The organism is Flavobacterium sp. AK-301 (assembly GCF_058310215.1).
Map to the genome: position 1 here is coordinate 124,577 of NZ_JBZEES010000001.1, position 22,083 is coordinate 146,659.

Annotated in this window: 19 protein-coding genes; 3 read left to right on the top strand and 16 right to left on the bottom strand. The window is 30.2% G+C overall.

Annotated features, from left to right (window positions below):
- Nucleotides 1-95 precede the first annotated feature (95 nt).
- Together AC4FQX_RS00560 and AC4FQX_RS00565 are read left to right on the top strand one after the other, a co-directional pair.
- Complete coding sequence (locus tag AC4FQX_RS00560; protein WP_491165710.1) at nt 96-479, top strand: DUF423 domain-containing protein; 384 nt, start codon at nt 96-98, stop codon at nt 477-479.
- A gap of 26 nt (nt 480-505) precedes the next feature.
- Complete coding sequence (locus tag AC4FQX_RS00565; RefSeq protein ID WP_491165711.1) at nt 506-733, top strand: hypothetical protein; 228 nt, start codon at nt 506-508, stop codon at nt 731-733.
- A gap of 67 nt (nt 734-800) precedes the next feature.
- On the opposite strand, the gene AC4FQX_RS00570 is transcribed toward AC4FQX_RS00565, so the two are convergent.
- From AC4FQX_RS00570 to AC4FQX_RS00580, 3 genes are all read right to left on the bottom strand, one after another.
- The gene (locus AC4FQX_RS00570; RefSeq protein ID WP_491165712.1) at nt 801-3,149 is read right to left on the bottom strand and encodes a GumC family protein; all 2,349 of its coding nucleotides are present in this window, start codon (nt 3,147-3,149) and stop codon (nt 801-803) included.
- 8 nt (nt 3,150-3,157) lie between these two features.
- Nucleotides 3,158-3,937, bottom strand: a complete 780-nt coding sequence (locus AC4FQX_RS00575; RefSeq protein ID WP_491165713.1) for a polysaccharide biosynthesis/export family protein — start codon at nt 3,935-3,937, stop codon at nt 3,158-3,160.
- 78 nt (nt 3,938-4,015) lie between these two features.
- Complete coding sequence (locus tag AC4FQX_RS00580; protein WP_491165714.1) at nt 4,016-5,158, bottom strand: aminotransferase class I/II-fold pyridoxal phosphate-dependent enzyme; 1,143 nt, start codon at nt 5,156-5,158, stop codon at nt 4,016-4,018.
- A gap of 576 nt (nt 5,159-5,734) precedes the next feature.
- Between AC4FQX_RS00580 and AC4FQX_RS00585 the strand changes: the two genes are divergently transcribed.
- On the top strand, nt 5,735-6,478 hold the full coding sequence (locus tag AC4FQX_RS00585; protein WP_491165715.1) for a tyrosine-protein phosphatase: 744 nt from the start codon (nt 5,735-5,737) through the stop codon (nt 6,476-6,478).
- A gap of 26 nt (nt 6,479-6,504) precedes the next feature.
- On the opposite strand, the gene AC4FQX_RS00590 is transcribed toward AC4FQX_RS00585, so the two are convergent.
- The 13 genes from AC4FQX_RS00590 to AC4FQX_RS00650 all read right to left on the bottom strand — a co-directional run bounded on the left by AC4FQX_RS00590 (nt 6,505) and on the right by AC4FQX_RS00650 (nt 22,083).
- Nucleotides 6,505-7,086 (bottom strand): sugar transferase, encoded by a 582-nt coding sequence (locus AC4FQX_RS00590; protein WP_491165716.1) that lies wholly within the window; start codon nt 7,084-7,086, stop codon nt 6,505-6,507.
- 7 nt (nt 7,087-7,093) lie between these two features.
- Nucleotides 7,094-8,086 carry a glycosyltransferase family 2 protein gene (locus AC4FQX_RS00595; RefSeq protein ID WP_491165717.1) on the bottom strand — a complete coding sequence of 331 codons (993 nt, stop codon included), beginning with the start codon at nt 8,084-8,086 and terminating at the stop codon, nt 7,094-7,096.
- Nucleotides 8,087-9,376, bottom strand: coding sequence for a phenylacetate--CoA ligase family protein (locus AC4FQX_RS00600; protein ID WP_491165718.1), 1,290 nt, complete (start codon nt 9,374-9,376; stop codon nt 8,087-8,089).
- Nucleotides 9,373-10,395, bottom strand: coding sequence for a CapA family protein (locus tag AC4FQX_RS00605; protein ID WP_491165719.1), 1,023 nt, complete (start codon nt 10,393-10,395; stop codon nt 9,373-9,375). Before AC4FQX_RS00605 ends, AC4FQX_RS00600 begins: the two co-directional genes overlap by 4 nt.
- Nucleotides 10,388-10,897, bottom strand: coding sequence for an acyltransferase (locus AC4FQX_RS00610; RefSeq protein WP_491165720.1), 510 nt, complete (start codon nt 10,895-10,897; stop codon nt 10,388-10,390). The genes AC4FQX_RS00605 and AC4FQX_RS00610 overlap by 8 nt, the downstream gene beginning before the upstream one ends.
- Nucleotides 10,887-12,032 (bottom strand): glycosyltransferase family 4 protein, encoded by a 1,146-nt coding sequence (locus AC4FQX_RS00615; protein ID WP_491165721.1) that lies wholly within the window; start codon nt 12,030-12,032, stop codon nt 10,887-10,889. Before AC4FQX_RS00615 ends, AC4FQX_RS00610 begins: the two co-directional genes overlap by 11 nt.
- A gap of 43 nt (nt 12,033-12,075) precedes the next feature.
- Nucleotides 12,076-13,242, bottom strand: a complete 1,167-nt coding sequence (locus AC4FQX_RS00620; protein WP_491165722.1) for an O-antigen ligase family protein — start codon at nt 13,240-13,242, stop codon at nt 12,076-12,078.
- A gap of 6 nt (nt 13,243-13,248) precedes the next feature.
- A complete protein-coding gene (locus AC4FQX_RS00625; protein ID WP_491165723.1) occupies nt 13,249-14,499 on the bottom strand; it encodes an MATE family efflux transporter in 1,251 nt (416 codons plus the stop codon).
- Nucleotides 14,496-15,086 (bottom strand): acyltransferase, encoded by a 591-nt coding sequence (locus AC4FQX_RS00630; protein ID WP_491165724.1) that lies wholly within the window; start codon nt 15,084-15,086, stop codon nt 14,496-14,498. Before AC4FQX_RS00630 ends, AC4FQX_RS00625 begins: the two co-directional genes overlap by 4 nt.
- A gap of 9 nt (nt 15,087-15,095) precedes the next feature.
- Entirely contained in the window at nt 15,096-16,376 is a 1,281-nt protein-coding gene (locus tag AC4FQX_RS00635) for a nucleotide sugar dehydrogenase (RefSeq protein ID WP_491165725.1), read from the bottom strand.
- 25 nt (nt 16,377-16,401) lie between these two features.
- Nucleotides 16,402-17,373, bottom strand: a complete 972-nt coding sequence (locus AC4FQX_RS00640) for an SDR family oxidoreductase (RefSeq protein ID WP_491165726.1) — start codon at nt 17,371-17,373, stop codon at nt 16,402-16,404.
- 446 nt (nt 17,374-17,819) lie between these two features.
- The gene (locus AC4FQX_RS00645; protein WP_491165727.1) at nt 17,820-20,990 is read right to left on the bottom strand and encodes an efflux RND transporter permease subunit; all 3,171 of its coding nucleotides are present in this window, start codon (nt 20,988-20,990) and stop codon (nt 17,820-17,822) included.
- Between the two features lie 31 nt (nt 20,991-21,021).
- Nucleotides 21,022-22,083: an efflux RND transporter periplasmic adaptor subunit gene (locus AC4FQX_RS00650; RefSeq protein ID WP_491165728.1), complete on the bottom strand. Its 1,062-nt coding sequence runs from the start codon at nt 22,081-22,083 to the stop codon at nt 21,022-21,024.

Sequence of the window (22,083 nt, forward strand, 5' to 3'; positions counted from 1 at the left end):
AATCAGAACGATGTGATACAACAATGCAATAATCCGGTAATACTATTACGCTATCCTTTATTAAATTATCTATCTTTGTTATAAATAAATTTTACATGAAAGAACTAGTATTAGTAACTGCGGGAAGTTATGGAGCTTTAGCTGTTATTTTTGGAGCTTTTGGAGCTCATGCTCTTAAAAAAATAATGACTGAAGAGCAACTGAAAAGTTTTGAGACCGGAGTAAAATATCAGATGTATCATGCAATTGTCTTATTGATCGTCGGTTTTCAGCTTCCATTTACAACTACTCTTGAAAAAATTATGGCTTACTTTTTTATCATAGGTGCTTTCTTGTTTTCATTTAGTATTTATGGTTTATGCCTGAGTGCTGCTAAAAATAAAAAACTGCGTTTTTTAGGACCAATCACACCTTTAGGTGGATTATTTCTTGTATCAGGATGGATATTGCTGATCATTCTTTTTCTAAACTCATATTAAAATTCATAATTAAAAATTAACGAATCATGAAATCGTCAGAAAATAAAAATAGTATAAAAGGAATCTATACCGGTATTATAGAAAAGGATGAAAAAGGTAATTATTATTGCGGGGAATACCTTTTAGATTATAAATATACTGAGACCAATTTTAAGCCGGGTGATACTATTACAATCCGATCTGTTATTGTAAACCCAAGTGATATCTCCTTTAAAGAATATCCTAAAAAATCTAAAAACTTTATTGCTGTATAAAACGAATAGCAAGCACAGCCCTTTACTAAATTAGGACTGTGCTTCTTTACAACAAAACCTAGATCGTTTATTTTTTTCTTACAAAATATTTCCACCAGGGTTTTTTAACTCCTATATCAACACCATAACCTTTGTCAATACCGTAACCTTTCCTTGTATTTGTATCATTAAGAAGTATTGACATATTAGGTAGCCTTTTATCTTTATAAATTCTTTTAGGAATATCGAGCATATATTTATCCAAATAATTTGCTCTAACAACATATATAAAAGCATCTGCTAAATTTGCCACCAATAACGCATCTGTTACTAAACCAATAGGAGCAGTATCTACAATAATATAATCATATTCTTTCTTTAGCTGTTCAAAAAGAGATTCTACTTTCTGACTCATTAACAATTCTGCCGGATTTAATGAAATTACACCTGCTGGTAGAACATAAAACTCTTTAAACTCTTCTTTTTTAAAAATATAATCATCAATTTTAGCTGTTTCTGAAGATAAATAATTAGTTAAACCTTTATCTGGGGGTAAGTTAAATTGTTTACCCAATTCAGGATTACGGATATCCATTTCTACCAGAAGTACTTTCTTTTCTGACAATGCTATTATTACTGCTATATTCGCTGCTACAAAAGTTTTTCCCTCCTTTGACATTGTAGAGGTAACAAATATTGTTTTTGTTTTTCCTTCAGAAACCCGACGGAGTATAAACTCTAAATTCGTACGAATAATCCTTAAGGCTTCTGCTATATTACTATAATTTTCTGCAATTAATTTTATTGGAGAAACAGCTTTAGGAACATCTCCAAGAAAAGGAACTTTTAACTTTTCTTCAATGTCATTACGTCCTTTTACTTTTGTGTCTAATAAATTCTTTAAATAAATAACACTAAAAGGTAGTAGAAAACCTAAAAAAAAGGCTCCTAAATAAATTACTGACTTCTTAGGTGAAACAGGTATATTAGAGGCTTTTGCACTATCTATTATTTTTGAATTCGGTGCTATTACTGCAAGCGAAATAGCTGCTTCCTCTCTTTTTTGCAATAAATATAAATAAAGAGATTCTTTTATTTGCTGCTGTCTCTGAAGTATCCGAATTTCCCGCTCCTGTCTTGGAATCTGTGAAATACGCCCTCCTAAAAGTCCTTCCTGACGGTTTAATCCTTGTTTTTTAGTTGTTAAAGCATATTTTATTTTTGATAAGTTTTCTATTATATTTTTGTTCAGAGAAGTAATCTTTTCTTCTAATGATATAATAACAGGATTATTTACTGTGGAACTTTTTAAGATTCGGTTTCGTTCTAAAATAAGTTTATTATATTCTTCAATTAAAGAGTAAACTCCCAAATCTGATGTTATCAGATTACCCGGGAGTAAATCATCTTTAGAACTTTTCTTTAAAAAATCGATCATCGAAACAACTACGCTGAGCTGGGTTTCTACTTCTATAATTTCTTTTTCATAATGACTGATGTCTTCTAAAAATAACCCTGTTTCAGAAACAATGTCTGTTATATTATTTCCTCTTTTATATCCTTCAACATCTTTCTCAACTCCATCTAATTCTTTAGAAATTAAGCTTAAACGTTCTGAAATAAAAAGAGAAGTATTTTCAGAAATAAAATTTTTATCTGCAATAGCATCTTCATTATAAATCCTTACTAGTGTATTTAAAAAATCTTCTCCTCTTTTTTTTATAGGATCAATTATAGAAAGTTCTATTACGTTTGTGTTTTTATTTAGTGAATTAACCATTAAACGGGACTTGAAACTTTCAGCCAATATCGACAAAGGTCTTACATGAAAGGAAACGGAGAAAAAGTCCTTTTTATGTTCTATTTTTTTAGTAACAATTAAAATTCCTGCTTTTGTTGCTATTTCCTGTCCATAAACAAAATCTCCTATTTTATCTTCCTCATCTGAAAGACTGAAACTATCATCTGAAAGACTTTTAATTATAAAATTAAAAGTCTTTGAATCAAAATCTGAAACTTTATCTTTAAAGAAAATTTCTATTGGTAGATTGTTATAAACAGAGCTTGATTTTACAAAACCTTCTGCCTTATAAGAAATATTCAAATTTAACCGCTTGATAACACTTTCAACTAATGTACGTGACTTTAATATTTCTATTTCATTGTCTACATTGTTATTAATACTCGATAATATTCCAATATCTGAAAAAACAAGCTCAGGAACTATACCTCCTTTTTTATTGTCTTTCACAAGAATAGTTGTAACTATTTTATATTGAGGTATTGTACAATAGCGTAAATATAAAAACGCTATTATTAAAGCTAATACCCCTCCTAGTACAAACCATTTCCAGTTTTTATAATAACTTTCTAATTGTTCCTGAATAGAAAAATTAGTTTCTTTCTGTTTTTTAAAAGTATTGGATTCCTGATTCATTATGAAATTTATTTTATAGCCAGAGCAAGAAGTGTAAGTAATAATGAAACAACTGAAACTCCAACGATCACATTAGGTCCGATTACGGAAGAATTAACCTTGGTTTTATTAGGCTCTACATACACAACATCATTTTGCTGTAAAAAATAGAAAGGGGTATTAAAAAAATCCGCATTAGTAAGATCTACGCGAGTAGAAGTAATTTTACCTTCTACTTCTCTTATAACTAAAATATTATCCCGTTTCCCATAAACGGTTAAATCTCCGGACATACTTAAAGCTTCTAATAAAGTAATACGTTCTGATGGTATTGCATATGTTCCTGGTTTGTTTACTTCTCCCTGTATTGTTACTTTATAATTCAAAATCCGAATATTTACAGTGGATTCTTTAATATAATCGAGTAAGAGCTCATTTAATTTAGACATTGCCTCACTACGGGTCAGTCCCCCCAATTTTATAGCGCCTATTACAGGAAAAGCTATTTCTCCTTTTGAATCAATTAAATAGGTTTGCAAACGCTCCTGAGCTACTCCAATATCTGTATTTCTCTGTAGAGAGACGGAAGAAAGATTGAAAGGTAATGCAGCCTCCGGATTTTCAGCTGAAACAACGATCATCAGTAAATCATCCGGTTGTAATTTAGGTTCAAAAGAAGTTAAAGCTGCTTCTGCTGATAATTGATCTATATTTTGATAATAGACTATATTTTTTCTTGAATTACAAGAAGTTATTAGCAACATGGATAGTATTAAAAAAACAAGAAATGAACGAAAAGTAAATTGCATAAATTTTATTTTTTGATTCAACGATCTCATTTTGATCGTTGAATCAATTTAAGTTATAGTAGTATTGCCTTAGAATTATTATTTTTCAAAAAATTCATCAAGAGCAACTTTAATTCTGTCTAATTTTCCAGAAGATAAATTAGATCCGGATGGTAAACATAATCCGTTATCAAATAAATCACTGGCTACAGTTCCTCCGTAATAAGGAGCTTCTTCAAAAACAGGCTGTAAATGCATTGGTTTCCAAAGTGGACGGCTTTCTATATTTGCATTTTCAAGAAGTAAACGTAAATCTTCAGATGTTTTATTTTCGATAGTTTCAGAATCTATTTGAATAGCTGTTAACCAATGATTTGAAAAATAATCTTTATTGGGTTCTTGTAATACACTTACTCCTGTAACAACATCAAAATAATTTACATAGAACTGATTTACTGCTCTTCTCAATCCAATATGTTTATCCAATACTTCCATCTGCCCTCTGCCAATTCCTGCACAAATATTACTCATTCGATAATTATAACCGATCACACTATGTTCATAATGCGGTGCATCATCACGTGCTTGTGTCGCTAAAAACACGGCTTGTTCTTTTTCTTCTATACTGTTTGTTATTAATGCTCCGCCTCCTGATGTTGTAATAATTTTGTTACCATTAAAAGATAAAACGCCCATGTAACCAAAAGTACCGCATGCCTGCCCTTTATAAGTACTTCCTAAGGCCTCTGCACTATCTTCTATAATCGGAATATCATATTTGACAGCAACCTGACTTATATCTTCTATTTTGCAAGGCATACCATAAAGATGTACAATAATTATTGCTTTCGGTTTTTTCTTTTTTAAAATCCGATCTTTAATAGCTTCTTCTAATGCATTAGGGCACATATTCCATGTTTCGGGTTCACTATCTATAAAAACGGGAACTGCTCCCTGATAAACAATAGGGTTTGCTGAAGCTGAAAAAGTCATAGACTGACAAATAACTTCGTCCCCGGGTTCAACTCCTAATAAAATCAAAGCTAAATGCAACGCAGCAGTACCAGAACTTAAAGAGGTAACCTCATTATTATCACCAATATACTTTTTTAATAAAACTTCAAACTCATTAACATTAGGTCCTAAAGGAGCTATCCAGTTAGATTCAAAAGCATTTTTAACATATTTCATTTCTACCCCTCCCATATGAGGAGAGGAAAGCCAAATCTTAGATAAACCCATTACGCTTATAATTTAGTTGTTCAACAAAAATAAAATTATTTTTCAATTTATCTATTTCTAGATAAAATTTTTACGAATTAATATTATTAATTAACTTTTAAATATATAAATAAATATTATATAGCAATATAAAATACAATTATCATAAATTTATTAATTTATACTTAAAGCAATAAAAATGTCAATTTAATGTTTTTTTACCACATGAATAACATTTTTTATCATTTTTATTGATTTATGCCCTTGTATCATTATTTTTTATAAATAATTTTAATATTTAAGCTTTAAATATATTCTTTATACTTATTTTTAATAAATATATGATATTTTGTATTCTTTTTAAGACAATTGAAGAATAAAACACTATATAAAAGAACACATTATAAATTAATACTCGTTTATCCGAAAAAATAACTTCTTCATTTAGATCAACAACGCTATTACAATTATTAAATTATTTATATTTGCCGAAAATCAGAATAACATAATAGACCTGACATTAATGAAACTATGCAATTGTACAGAAATAATTTAAACTAATCTTACCAATAATCCTGATAGAAAATAAACCTTTTTATGCTCTCATTATTTACATTATTTAAATCTAAACCCACTCTTAAAGAGCTTATTCCAGAAAAATACACAGATATACATTCTCATTTGTTATTTGGACTTGATGATGGAGCTCAAAACATAAATGAATCCGAATCTTTAATGATGGCATGTAAAGAAATAGGATTCAATATAATAATTACTACACCACACCATTATACTTCAGTCTGGAATAATACAGAAGAAATCATAAGGAACAAATTAAAAGAAGTACAAAATCTATTACCTGATCTAAGCAACGATCTGAAACTTCGGGCTTCTTCAGAATATATGATAGATGACTCTTTCATGAAGTTATTTCAATCTGAAAAATTACTTACTCTAAAGGATAATTACGTTTTAGTGGAAATATCTTATATCAATCCTCCTATTCAGTTATTTGATATCTTATTCGAATTACAGATAGCAGGTTATAAACCTGTACTCGCGCATCCTGAACGTTATGCCTTTTATCATGATAACTTTGATATTTATAAAAAACTAAAAAAAGCAGGCTGCTATTTTCAGGCTAATCTACTTTCATCTGTTGGCTATTATGGCGAAAATATAACTAAAACACTGGATAAATTACTACAACAGGAAATGATTGATTTTACCGGTTCTGACATTCATCATAGTAGACATATTCAGGCATTTTCCAATAAAATAAAAATCAAACAGGAAACATATCTGATTGATGCCATGGAAAGGAACTCTTTATTTTTTTAAAAAATACTTTAGACTTGAAAAGGAGACTATCCCCATATTGTCTTCAATATAATTACTATATCATCATAGAAACTATAGTTATAATAATACTCTAAATTAATTTTTACCTTATCCGGAAAAATAACTTCATTATTATATTTTATCGGATCATCCTGTTTTGCCAGTATTACTTCTTCATCTCTGTATTTTAAACTGGCAGGACCTGTTATTCCCGGTCTAAGTTCTAATATTTTCCTCTCTTCTCCTTTAAGGTTATCCATATAGCCGGGAACATCCGGACGGGGTCCGACTAAACTCATATCTCCTTTAATTACATTCCATAATTCAGGTAATTCATCTATTTTGTATTTCCTTAGTTTTGCTCCGAAAGGGGTAATTCTACTTTCTCCTTTTACAGATATTGAGGAACCGTTATGAGACATTTTCATAGAACGAAACTTATACATTCTGAATAGTTTTCCTTTTCTGCCCACTCTTTCCTGAATAAAGAAAACGGGACCTTCCGGCATTTTTATTTTTATCATTAACATTACTATTAATAATAAAGGAAATAAGATTATTAATCCTATTAATGCCGCCAGTTTATCAAATATTAATTTACTCAACATAATTTATTTATTTTTTAAAAGGTAAGCTGATAATTCCTGCTAAGGAACCATAACCATATGATAAATGAAGTAAAAGAAATGTAAAAAGAAGATAAAAAAAGTTATACTTCTTATTAATCGAAATCTTGATACTTATAAAGGATAATACTGCTATATATGCTGTCAATGATAGTACTGAAATCAATATTGCAGGCAGATAGATTATGGAAACAATCAGTGGCAGTAATAATGACAACAGAAATATCATAGGTATAAAATGTCTTATAGATAAAGAATCAAACGTATTAGTATAATAAACGGTTAATATATTCCACTTTCCATTCTGGAAATTATTTTTCATAATTCCTTTATAGGTTTCACGGGCAAAATAGATACAATAGGTATCAGGAATTAAATAAATTTTCCCTCCTGCTCTTTTTATACGCTTATTTAACTCTATATCCTGATTTCTTTCTAACTTGACATTATATAATCCGTTTTTCTGGAACACTTCTTTTCTATAACAACCAAAAGGAACTGTATCTACTTCTGTTACTTCGTTAACTCCTATTCTGAATAAAGAGTTACCTACTCCAAAAGGATTGCTTAATACTTCTTTAATGGCGATTGTTTTTGGTGTTTTATTTAAAACATCTGTTTTACAGACGGCACCCACATTGTCTGCTTTTAACTCTATTAAACCGGAAACAAGAACAGATATATAATTATCCGGATAATAAGAATGGGCATCTATTCTTATTATAATCTTACCCTGAGCTTTTTCTATACCGATATTCATAGCATAGGGAACTATTTTATAAGGATTATCTAGTAAATGAATAAAATTATATTTCTCCTGATATTCCTGTATTATTCCTCTTGTTTTGTCTGTACTCTTTCCGTCTATAAATAAAATTTCTAATCGGTCTTTTGAAAAATCCTGTAAAAGAATAGATTCAATACATTTAGATATATATTTTTCTTCATTATATACAGGACATATTATTGAAACTTTTATCATCTAATCTAATTTTGTTATAAAATCTTTTAACTTACCGTCTCTAGAAGATAGTTTTTCATTGAAAAGAATTTCAAACTTTATATCTTCTGAAAAATATTTTGTCAACTCTTTATTTAGCAACTCTGTTACATTATTATCTTCTTGTTCAATTTTTAAAATTATAGTACCAGGCACTTCCTGAATTGCCTGATAATTTAATACAATATTATTATTTAATGCTAGATTTTTAAATACATAATAGAAAGTAAGACTAGGATAACTATTTTCAAATCCTATTATTTTTTTGCCTACTCTCCCTAATATATCTATTATTACAGGATGTTTTTTACCGCATTTACATTGAAAAGAAGAATCTGCCAGGGTCACGCTGTCTCCTAATTTATATCTGATAATTGGAAAAGATTCCGATAAAAGATTGGTTACTAAAATTTCTCCTGCTTCAACTTCAACAACTACATTTTCTACATTAATATGCATACTGCCTTCGGGGCATTCATAGGCTATTAATCCTGCTTCAGCTGCTCCGTATTCATTTATAATTTTTACACCAAAAGCTTTCTTTATTTCTTCATAATAACTCTCATATATTTTCTCGGATGTGCCTTTAACCATTTTTAATTTATACTGATTTGACAAGCCTAATTTATTTACCACTTTTGCCGTTTCATAAATCATAGAGGAATATCCATGTAAATATTCTGCATTCACAAGTTTTTTAGTGAAACTCATAATTTCATTTTCATCGTAAGAAAATATTCTAAACCTATTTTGCAAAGAATCTAATAATTTAGTTTTAAGAAAGGCTTTCTTATCAATATTATAACCCCAAAAATAACCGTTTCGCCCCCATGGTTTTATACCATACCAACTATATCCTCTAAACATAGCGGCTCTATTATGAGAATCCCATTCTTCATTTCTGTAAAACTTCAATGGCTGTCCAGAAGTTCCGGACGTTTCTGAATAAAATTTCTTTTTAAAAGGATAATTCGTATGGATTACATCATTAAAACTTAATAAAACCGATTTATCAACAATTGGTATTTTCTTTAAATCTTCCAGTGAATTCATCTCTTCTGGTATAAACCCGACTTCTAAAAACTTATTTCGATAATAAGGGGAATATATATAGACAAATTCAAGAAAAGACTTACATTTATTAAATTGATAATCTGATAATTCTTTGTCAGACCAGATTTCTGATTCTTTTAAAAAAGAATAGTATTCTTTTAAAGAAGGATTCCTCCGGGCAACTCCTAGTTTATATATTATTTTGTAAAAAAAACTCATCTTAATCGTCTTTTAATAAAATCAAGGAAAATAGAAATACCATTTTTCATCTTAAATCTATATAGAGATTTAAATAATTTTATATAATTAGCTATTCTGTACTCTCTGGTAAATAAAGAAACTTCTTTATAATATAATTCATTCTCTTGTTCTATAGTTAATCTTGTGTTCAAATATTCAAATCTATACTTCTCAGGAACAACGGACTGATCTGTAATCCTGGGAAAATTATCTTCACCTATTGTAACATATTCGTAACTGATTTCGGGTTCTTTTTGGTCTAAATCTACACTCAAAACCACTGAATATCTTGTAGATTCTAAAGGCATGTTAAAAACAAAATTTCCTAAAGAATAAAATATATGTTTTCCTTTATAGATTTCATATCCCTGAAGAACATGTGCATGTAATCCAATAATTAAATCAAAACCAATATCAATTAACCAATGAGCAAACTTTTTCTGATCAACGTAGGGTCTGTCAATAAATTCATTTCCCCAATGTACATAAGCAATTTTATAATCTGAATTAGAAATTTTCTCCAACTCAACCTGAATATCAGAATATTCAGGATTATACCAATACATCGGTTCATCGGAATATTTTTCCTCGCGCTGGGAAAAAGCAACTACACCTACTTTTTTATTTTGATGATTAAACGAAACTGATCTTACTTCATTTGATCCTACATACTTATTACCGGTTGTTTTAATATAATTCAGCAACTGCTCATAAGCTTGTTTCCCATGTTGCATAACATGATTATTCGACACATTATAATAATCCAAATGCTTAATATGATGTATCTTATCCGGAGAAAGTATAAATTGTTTACCATATATCCCTTCTTTATTTGATGTATTAGAAACAACGCATTCAAAATTACCAAACCAGATATCTTCTTTTTTACGGTTTAAATATTTAAAAGGATCTTCTCCTTTTTCTATACTACTACCTATTCCAAATCCGGTATCAAAAAAACCATCTGTAAAATTAATATCTCCTACAATTCTAATCATGTCTTATTAAATTAGCCGGTACGCCTCCGTATATCGCATCAGAATTATTAAAATTTTTATTTAAAAAACTATTAGCGGATAAAACGCTGCCTTCGGGTAAATAGCTATTTATACCAACGGTACAGTTTGATGTGATCCAGGAACCTTTTCCTATAAATATATTTCCGATTTTAGCTTTTCCATATCTATATGAATTTTCTGTTTTTGTATGATTTCCGCTAATTATAACTACATGAGGACCTATAAGAACTTCATCTTCAACTACTAAATTTCCACTTCCCATAATTACAGAGAAATTACCCACGAAAATATTATTGCCGAAACTAATATTTTGTAAATCTTTTATTATGGCATTATGTGTAACTTGAAAATCTTTACCACATTTTTTCATTCCGAAAGAATACATAAAACCTCTAAATCTCATAAATAAAGGTATATCTGGTAAAAAATATAATACTACCCGAATAAACCACGAATAAAGCAACCAGAATTTATTTTTCATAAAAAATATCTTTTAAAAAATTTTTAATTGTATACTCTTTTACTTTGGTAAAAGCATTAAACCTTAATTTATCTGCTAATTCTGAATTTTCTATAAGCTCTGTCATTTTATCACAAAACTGTGCTTCATTATGAAAATCAGCAAATACTATATTTTGTTTTTCTTCAAACACATAAGGTAGTGATCCTACGGGAGTACTTACTATATTTATTCCGCTTGCCATAGCTTCGAGAATTACTCTTGGAGAGCCTTCTGATAAACTGGCAAAACAAAATATATCATGTGATCGTAAAATAGTATTCAGTTCTTCTCTATTATCAATATGTCCTTTGAAGCTCACATTAAAAATATTTTGTCCCGTTACATAATCTCTTAGTTCAGCTTCTAACTCACCTGTACCGACAATACTTAATACTGCATCGGAATATTTTTGTTGTAATAAAGCAAAACTTTTAATGACTGTTTCTACTCCCTTCGCTTTACGCAAGTAACCTACATAAACAATCTTAGGGGTTTTTACGGAAATCTTTTTTGAATTATCGATATAGAAATCTTTTTCATTCAGGGTTGAAGACACCATCGCTTTTGCAATAATACCTTTCTTTTTTAATTTATCTGCAATATGAAAACCATTCGTATAAACATTTGCTCCCTTACAAGCCCATAGGTATAAATAATGCTCCGGTACAAAAAAACAAACCAATAACTTCTTTTTAATAGTACTTAAATTAGGATTAGTTTTGATTGTATCAATCGGATCTCCCACAAAGTGAATTATTCTTTTTGCTTTTTTCATCTTCAGCTTTTGCAACCATCCAAAAGGAATGGGATAACGTGCATATACAACATCATATTTTTTTAGTTCTTGGTATGCTTTTAAATAACTGAAAAAATATTTAACCGCAGCCACATACCCTTCACTGGAAGGTAATTCATAAACGGTTACATTTTTAAATTGGGCAATATTTATAAATCTGTCTGAATCAGATTCTTTATTATTTTTTACGGATGACAAAAGACAAACTTTATCATAATAATTTACTATCTCATTCAGATATATCCAATGAGAATAGGGTAAGAAATAATCATTATTTATTTTTTGAATTGTCCAGGCGTGGACTACAATTGTCTTCATATTATATATTTTACAGGACGATGCAAACAACTAATATCTACATCTAAATTTCAGCTCTTTTTTTGTACTCGTACGAATAAATAATTGCAAAAACATACCACATCAATAAATAAGTCAACACTCCTCCTGTTTTAAAAGCAATCATTATAATAAACATCAATAGAATGATCGTTAATGAATTTTTATTTTTTAGATTTTCTATACTTTTAATTAATAGTTGTTTTATAAAAAAAATAAAACATAAAAAGGATATAATTCCTCCTGACGCTAATAGGTATAAAAACAAATTATGTGTGTCTATGTGTTTTCCTAATCGGATATATATTTCGTCGAAATATCCTGCTTCTCCAACACCTATTATCGGGTTTGACAGTATTATATCCATTACTTCATCCCAAATTTTTTCACGCCCTCCTGTATTCCCATCATTAAAAAAAGCAGTCAGTCTTTCATATGTTCCTTCTTCTTCCTGAAGAAGAGAAACAAAAACAGGCATTGAAAACAAAATTATTCCTATAAATAATATTTTATACCCTCTTTTAATATTTGATAATAATAACAATAAAAAAAGGCTGAACAATACTCCAAACAAAGACCCTCTTGAACCGGACTGAACTATTGCCAAAAATAATACTGGGGTAAACAACAATAGTAAATATCTGTATTTTGGATATCTGAGAGGGTTTTCCAAACAATAGAAAAAGATACAGATAACAGCCATTGCTAGTCTGGAACTCGTAGAATTAGGATTCTCATCAAATAAAAGTAATCTACCGTTCCTATGTTCTATTGCTCCCGGTATTAAACCTGAATAAGCTAATTGGACTACAATCGCAGAACATATACTGAATATCAGTAAAGAATAAAAAACGGTATCCTGTCTGTTCTTAAAAAAAGAAACTAACATTCCGAAAAACACAATTGATATTATAAACTTTATATTAACTAAACCCACGCTAAAATGAGCATATCCATACAAAATCCCAGAAAAAATAAAAATAATTACAATTGAAAATAAAAGAACTAATACTTTTCTAATTATAAATAACTCCTGAAATGTTTCTTTTTCAAATAAGGAAAGTAATATAAAAGTCCCTCCAAAAATATAAATTAAATTTATTGAACTACCTTCTGAAAACAAAGGATCATATGTGCCTAATCCCAGAAGAAGAGATATTATAAACACATTATAAGTAAGAACTTTATCCATAAACCATCAATCTATTCTAATCCTATATTTAAGTAGTCTCCTGAAAAAAGAAGGCATATTTAAAAACTCGAGAAAACTATTCTTAACACAATAGGATATAAAAAATCCGCATACCCAAAAAGAGCAACTTGTTGCAATAGCCGCTCCAATTAAATCATATTTTGGAATCAGTAAAAAATTCAAAATAACATTTGTTATTATTGCGATCACTAAAACAATATACAAAGGTCTCCAATTATTCTGAGAAGATAAATATCTACTTATCAACTTATACCATACCATACCTTGATTTCCCATTAATAAAATAATTATCGGAATAAAAGAGGTTAGATAACTTTTTTCATATAATAATCCCAATATATATTCACCTAATACAAAGAATATAATAACACTCACCATATTTATGAGAAAAACAATTTGAGCATAAAAAAACATTTCTGCTTCTACTTCTGCTTTATCATAACTTTTACCTATTTTTAAAAACTTGGGATATAAAATATTCCCTACAGCGTCAGGTACTACCCAAACCATTTTGGATATACTACTAGCTACGAAAAAAAAGGCTATTGTAGTATTATCCGATAAGTATGAAATACAATATATTGTCGATGCATACAGACTTAAAGAAAGCATCTTATTCATTATACTTTTAATTCCATACGAATAATATGATATATTGAAAACATTTGTAGGAAAGTGTACCTCTCCTTTCTTTAAATAATAGATAAGAACAATAAATACAATAAAAATACTAGTCAGAGAATAATATAATAGGGCTGTTTTATAACCCAAATCTATATCCTTATAAAAAAAATATAAAAAAGGAATTAATAGTAATACTGGTCTGATTAAAATTAAAATATTATAAACTTTAAAATTTTCATTATACTGAAAAAAAGCACTGATAATATTTAAATATGCGAAACAAATAATACTGGTTATTAATGTATAATAATACGTTTTGTCTACAGGTAAAAAGAAGATCAAAACACTGCTTATAAGATATATTAAGGAATATACTAAAATATTTTTCCCCATATTCTTTGCAAAACTCTGACCGATCTTGGCATGATATAAAATTGATGAGTCAAGTCCTAAAACAAAGAAAACACTTAAATACCCTAAATCTGTTAACCATTTTGCCAGGATACCATAATCATTTTGATTTAACAAGTGTGTTGTTACAGTCTGAAAAGCAAAAGTTGCTACTACTGCTAACAAACTGTAAGACACCATTGAGATCAATTTTCTTATCATATGCGAGGTTCGTTTTGAATATCCGTCTTAACAATTCTTGCCGGATTCCCTGCTGCAATACTATTTTCAGGAACATTTTTCGTTACAACTGAAGCTGCTGCAATAATAGAATTATTACCTATTGTAACTCCCTTATTTATTCTCGCATTTTGTCCAACCCAGACATTTTCACCTATTACAATTGGATTAGATATTGAATTTTTCCATTTTCTTAAAGGGGAATCCCAAGGAGAATCATACATCATTTTTCTATCCTCAGGATGCAAAGGATGATTATTATTATCCATAATCTTAACATTATCTGCTAATGCTGTCCCTTTTTTTATTAGTACTGAATTCACAGAACCTATTAAAGATCCGGCACCAATCTTTACATTATCTTCTAATATTATTTTACCATGATTCTGAGAAACAAGAACAGCGTACATTCTAACGTTATCCCCTATAATAATATCTTCTTTCGTACTTTTGTCTACAAGTAAAATATTACTTTGTCTACAGAAATCGACCTTATCTTTGAATATTGCTTTTTTCTTAAATTTATTTTTCAGATAAAACTGGTAAATCTGTCGTATAAAATTTCTCATATTAAAAACTTATAATTTTCCATCGATATTACCTTTTCTTAAAACTCCTTTAACATCATACAACACACTATTTGATTGTCTTAAAGAGTCCATATCACAATCTAAAAATGCTGCATGAGCAACGCCCAATACTATTGTATCAAATTTATGATCCGGTAAGATCGTTGTTGTCTCAAACCCATATTCTTGTTTCACCTCAACCGGATTTGCCCATGGATCATACGTTGTTACTTTTATACCATAATCCTCAAGAGCGATAATAACGTCTACAATTTTTGTATTACGTACATCAGGGCAATTCTCTTTAAACGTAATTCCCATCATTAACAGATTTGCTCCTTTTACTTTAACTCCCTTGCCAATCATACATTTTACAACCTGTGAAGCAACATATTCTCCCATACTATCATTTAAACGACGACCTGCCAGTATGATTTCCGGATGATATCCGTTTTCCTGAGCTTTCTGAGCAAGATAATAAGGATCAACCCCTATACAGTGTCCACCTACAAGACCCGGTCTGAAAGGTAAAAAATTCCATTTTGTACCTGCTGCTTCTAAAACAGCATGTGTATCAATATTCAGAAGATTAAAAATCTTAGCTAACTCGTTTACGAATGCTATATTAATATCACGTTGTGAGTTTTCAATGACTTTTGCTGCTTCTGCAACTTTAATACTTGGAGCTAAATGCGTTCCTGCAGTAATCACACTTTTATATAATCTATCTACTTTCTGACCTATTTCAGAAGTTGAACCGGAAGTTACTTTTAATATTTTCTCTACCGTGTGTTCCTTATCTCCCGGATTAATTCTTTCCGGAGAATATCCTGCAAAAAAATCAGTATTAAATTTTAAACCTGATATTTTCTCCAATACAGGAACACATTCCTCTTCAGTTGCACCAGGATAAACAGTAGATTCATAAATAACAATATCTCCTTTACTTAATACTTTTCCAACGGTTTTACTTGCTTTATATAAAGGAGTTAAATTCGGTTTATTATATTTATCTACAGGAGTCGGAACAGTAACAATATAATAATTACAATTCTTAATATCTTCTAAATCAGCTGTACAATACAACCCCGGTTCATCTGACAACGAGTCTATTAATACAGACTGTAAAACAGTATCTTCTACTTCCAGTGTATGATCCTTTCCTGATTTTAATTCTGCAATACGGGCCTGGTTAATATCAAATCCAACTACTTGATATTTTGTGGCAAATAATCTTGCCAAAGGCAATCCTACGTATCCCAATCCAATTACTGCAATTTTAATACTCATATCTATTTGTTTTATATGATTATACTTATTTCTTTAAATTGTCCCAATACCAGGAAACAGCTTCTTTTAGTCCTTCTCGTATAGAAAATTGAGGATTATAGCCTAATTCTTTTCTTGCTTTTTCTATACTGGCGAGAGAATGAGGAATATCTCCAACTCTGTTCGGACCGTGCAGAACTTCAATATTCGCTATTACAGGATCATATTCTGATAAAAATTCCTTTAAATAATTAACCAACTGTTTTAAAGTTGTTCGATCTCCATAAGCTGTATTATATACTGTATTTACAGCATTACTATTTTGAACGGTCATAGCTAGTTCATTCATGTGGATAACATTATCTATATAAGTGAAATCTCTTGAATATTCACCATCTCCATTAATTACAGGACTTTCATGCTCCATCAGCTGCATGACAAACTTTGGAATTACAGCTGCATATGCTCCATTGGGATCCTGTCTTCTGCCAAATACATTAAAATAACGTAGACCTATCGTTTCCAGCCCATACGTTTTACTAAAAATATCGGCATACAGCTCATTTACATATTTTGTAATCGCATATGGAGAAAGAGGTTTTCCTATTTTATCTTCCACTTTAGGTAATACTTCAGAATCTCCGTATGTAGATGAACTTGCTGCATAAACAAACCGTTTAACCCCTGCATCACGAGAAGCTACCAACATATTCAAAAATCCTGAAACATTGACATCATTGCTTGTTATCGGATCATTAATAGAACGAGGAACAGATCCTAATGCCGCCTGATGTAAAACATAATCTACTCCTTTAACAGCATTACGACAAGTTTCTAAATCTCTGATATCTCCTTCTATTAAAGTAAACCCTTCTCTTTTTAAAAAAGAAGAAATATTATGACGATGACCTGTAGCAAAATTATCTAAACAAACGACTGAATAGCTTTTGTTTAAAAAATATTCCGTTAAATTGGAACCTATAAAACCCGCCCCTCCTGTGATAAGTATTTTTTGCATTATACACTCAATTTAATTATTCTTTATACTTAAATCTATCAACTGATATAGCACGTTTTTATTAAAAAACGAATATCGTCTATAAATTAACAATCTTTAGAAAAACAAAAATAAAACATTTTTAATCAATTTAACCAATAAAACACAGCAAATTAAGACTAAAGTCTACAAAAATTAGACCCCTAATACTATTATCAAAGACAAACATAATATTTGTTTTTTTAATAACAATAACAAATACTATTTAATAAATAGCCAAAAAAAATATAAAAAACTAAAATATTCACAATAATAAACAAAACCATATATATTTCATGTGTTTATTCAGAAATAAAAAAACTAAAATACACTTTTAAAAGCTATAAAATGCAATTACATTAAAAACAACTTTCTTCCCAAACAAACTATAAAATATTAAACAAAAGAGGTTTCAGTAATTATAATAATTAAGTATGTTTTGAAGTAAACCCTTCTTCACTTAGTTCTTTATGTTCATATCCTTCTATCATCAGCTCTTCTATTGTTCTCTCTTCTTTATTTTTATTAAACCTTGCTATTATACTATCAAAAATAGCATAAACCACAGGTACTATAATAAGTGTTAAAAATAAGGAACTGGTCAGACCTCCAATAATTACCCAAGCTAATCCACTATTCATTTCTGCCCCTGCTCCTGATGCCATTGCAATAGGGATCATACCAAAAACCATTGCTATAGTCGTCATCAAAATAGGACGCAATCGAGTATGATTTGCCTGAATCAGTGCATTATAAGTATCCATACCTTCTGCTTTTCTCTGATTAGCATAATCCACCAATAAAATTGCATTTTTACATACTAATCCGATCAGCATAATTATCCCCAGAATGGTAAATATATTCAAGGTGTTATTAGTTAATGCTAATGCCAGTAAAACTCCAATAAAAGATAATGGTATAGAAAACAATACTACAAACGGATAAACAAAACTATCATATAATGCTACCATTACTAAATAGACCAGAATAACAGCAGCAAACAATGCTAATCCTAATGTACCGAATCCATCTTTCTGATTCTCCATATCTCCACCCCAAACATAACTGACACCAACTGGTCTTTCCATTTTTGAAAATACAGCTTCCCATTCTGACGCAACTGTACCTGATGGCTTCCCTACTGTCTGCGCCTGAACTGTAACGGAAGGACTCTTATCCCTTCTTTCTAACAAACTCGGACCTGAACTTTCTGTTATGGATGCAAACTGAGATAATTTTATTTGTTGTCCTGCTGCATTAATAAACATCAGATTTCTTACATCATTTATACTGGAACGATTAAAATCATTGTACCTTATATTAATATCATATTCATATTCCCCTGCTCTGAATTTACCATCTCTGTTACCGTTAAAAGCAGTTTGCATTACCATACCTACAGTTTGTAATGATAGCCCTAAAACAGCCATTTTATCACGGTCTACCTGAACATTGATTTCCGGATTCCCTATCTCTGATGTTAACTTTACTTCTGTTGCTCCATTAATTTTAGTCAATTCAGCTGCAACTTTTTTCGCAAATACCATAGTACTGTCCAATGATGCCCCTGTAATGGTTAAAGCAATTGGAGCCAAATCTGCCCCCAGTATATTTATAGAAACTGTTTTTATTTTTGCTCCGACTAACTCTCTTTCAAGTTCTCTTTTAATTTTAGCAGCAAAAATATATGAATTATCTAAACGTTCTGATTTATCTGTTAGTTTCACATTAATTTCTGATCTGTAAGGTGTTACTGCTCCACTAACAGCTCCACTAATTCGTCCTACCGTTGAAATAACCCTAACCACATCTTTATTTGCTCTTAAATAATCTTCTGCCTTTTGTACAATAAAATTTGATTGTTCAATAGAAGCATCTTTTGGTAGCTCTATCTGAATTAAAAACTCTCCCCTGTCTATTTTTGGAAAAAATTCTGCTCCGATAAACCCTGTTCCTACTAATGAAAATGAACTGAAAAAAAGTAAAAGCACTATTCCTAATGTGATCATTTTATATTTTAAAGACCATTTCAGAATACCTGTTACTTCTTCTGTAAATTTACCTAGCCCCGATTCAAAACTTAAAATAATTCTTTCAAAAGTATTCTTACCTGTTAAATGTTCTAACTTACCATATCTCGATGAAAACCAAGGAACTAATGTAAATGAAGTGAGTAATGATAATAATGTTGCTATAATTACAGTAACACAAAACTGCGTTATAATATTAGCAACCAGACCTGTACTAACTGCAATTGGCAAAAACACAACTACAATTACCAATGTAATTGCCACTACAGTAAACCCTATTTCTGACGCTCCGTCATAAGCAGCCCGCACCCTGTTCTTACCCATTTCCATGTGACGATAAATATTTTCCAAAACTACAATAGCATCATCCACCAATATCCCTACTACAAGAGACAATCCTAATAAACTCATTAAATTAAGAGTATACCCCATAAGATAGATTCCAATAAAAGTGGCAACTAATGAGACAGGAATAGAAATCATTACAATAAAAGCATTTCGAACACTGTGTAGAAAAAACAACATTACAAATGCAACTAAAAAAACAGCTACAAATAAATCATATATCACAGAGCTGGCTGCAGCCATAGTAAACTCACTATTATCATTTACTATAGCTAATTTTACTCCATTAGCAGCATAGTCTTTCTCTATTTCTTTAACCGTTTTATGGATCAGTTTACTTAGCTCAACAGCATTCGCGTCTGATTGTTTAACAATCTGAAGAATGATAGCACTTTGTTGATCTACTCTGGAAATCTGCTGTACTTCTTTCTCCGAATCCTGTATATCAGCTACATCAGAAAGGCGGATATCAACTCCTTTATCAGAAGAAATGATCAAATCCTTTAATTCCTCTATATTCTTATACTTTCCGGATAAACGAATTAAAATAGTATTATATCTTGTTTTTATACTACCAGTCGGAAAGTCAAGATTTGAAGTCAGAATAACCTGCTGTATCTGAGGAATAGATAAATTATATCCTTTTAACTTTGAAGCATCCAGACTAACCTGAATCTCTCTTTTTTGTCCTCCTATAAGATTTAGCTCCGCAACTCCACTTACTCTTGACAAAAGAGGCTGTAATTTTTTCTCCAACAAGTCATAGAATGCCGTCTCATCCATATCTGATGTTGCTCCTATAGTTATAATTGGCAAATCATTCAGAGAAAATTTATTCAATGACGGAGGAGCAACAATATCTTTTGGTAAATCTCTTTCAATTGCATTAATTTTACGTTGCGCATCATTTAAAGCATAATCAGTATCTGTTCCCGGATTTAAAGTTAGCATTACAAATGATAAACCTTCATAAGACGTAGAGGCTATTTTTTTTATATTTTCCAGAGAAGAAACAGCATCTTCTATCTTTTTTGTAATTGTATTTTCAATTTCTCCGGGAGAAGCTCCGGGATAAATTGTTGAAATAGAAATTACATTCACATCAAGTTTAGGTACTAGTTCATAACTAAGTTTTGAATAACTAAATAAACCTCCCAATGTCAGAAGGGCAAACAATACAATAATTAATGTTGGTCGTTTTATGGATATTTCTGCTATTCTCATTTATTATTATTTTGAATAAAACATTATATTATTATTGTACAAGGGTTACTTTTGCTCCATCTATTAAATTAATCTGCCCACTGATAACCACTGTATCCTCCGGAAGTAAACCGTTAAGAATAGTTATTCTATTTCCCACACTACGCCCTGAAATAACTTTTACTAAATGTGCGATACTATCCTTTATTACAAACACCTCATTTGAACTCACACTCCCTACAAAAGCATTTCTTGAAATAGTCATAATCGCTTTTTGGTTTACTTCCTGTGTAGAAAAAACTACTGTACCAAACATTCCTGCCTTTAAAGTATTATCAAAATTATTTATGATCTCTATTTCTACTGGAAAATGTAGAGAAGTATCTGCTTTTGGAGAAATAAAAGTAACTATACCTTCAAATTCTTTATCGGGATAAGCACTTGCTTTTATGACCACCGAATTCCCTGTTTCTAAGTTTGCAATCTGATTCTCATCTACTGATACTTTTAATTTTAATCTTGAAACATTTACCAGTTCAAACAACGGCATTCCCGGTATAATCAAAGAGCCGGGTTCAATATTTCGCTTATTAACAATACCATCTATTGGTGATTTTATAATTATATTTTCATAGTTTATTAATATCTGATCCAACTTTGCTTTTGCTGTTACTAAGTTCAAATTTGCCTGATCCAGTTGTTGTTTTGTTACCCCTCCCGTCTTAAAAGCCTTTGCATAACGTTGTTTATTTTTTAGTGCATTTTTATAAGTCGCTTTCATATTTTCTAATTCTATGGACAAAATATCTCCCTCCATAACTGCTAAAGTCTGACCTGCTTCTACTACACTCCCCACATCTACCATGACCTCATTCACCCTTCCTGCGTTCTCAACAGAAAAATTGAGTTCCTGTGAAGGCACAAAAGTTCCATTAGCTATAAAATCTGATAACAACATTTCTTCTTTTACAACCTCAGCACGAACCATTACAGAATTATTCTCTTCTGCAACAATAGCTGTATCTCTATCATTTTTTATTTTATTACTTATTAAAATAAAACTTATTAAACTAACCAAAACCAGAACTATTACTGTATATATTATTTTTTTCAT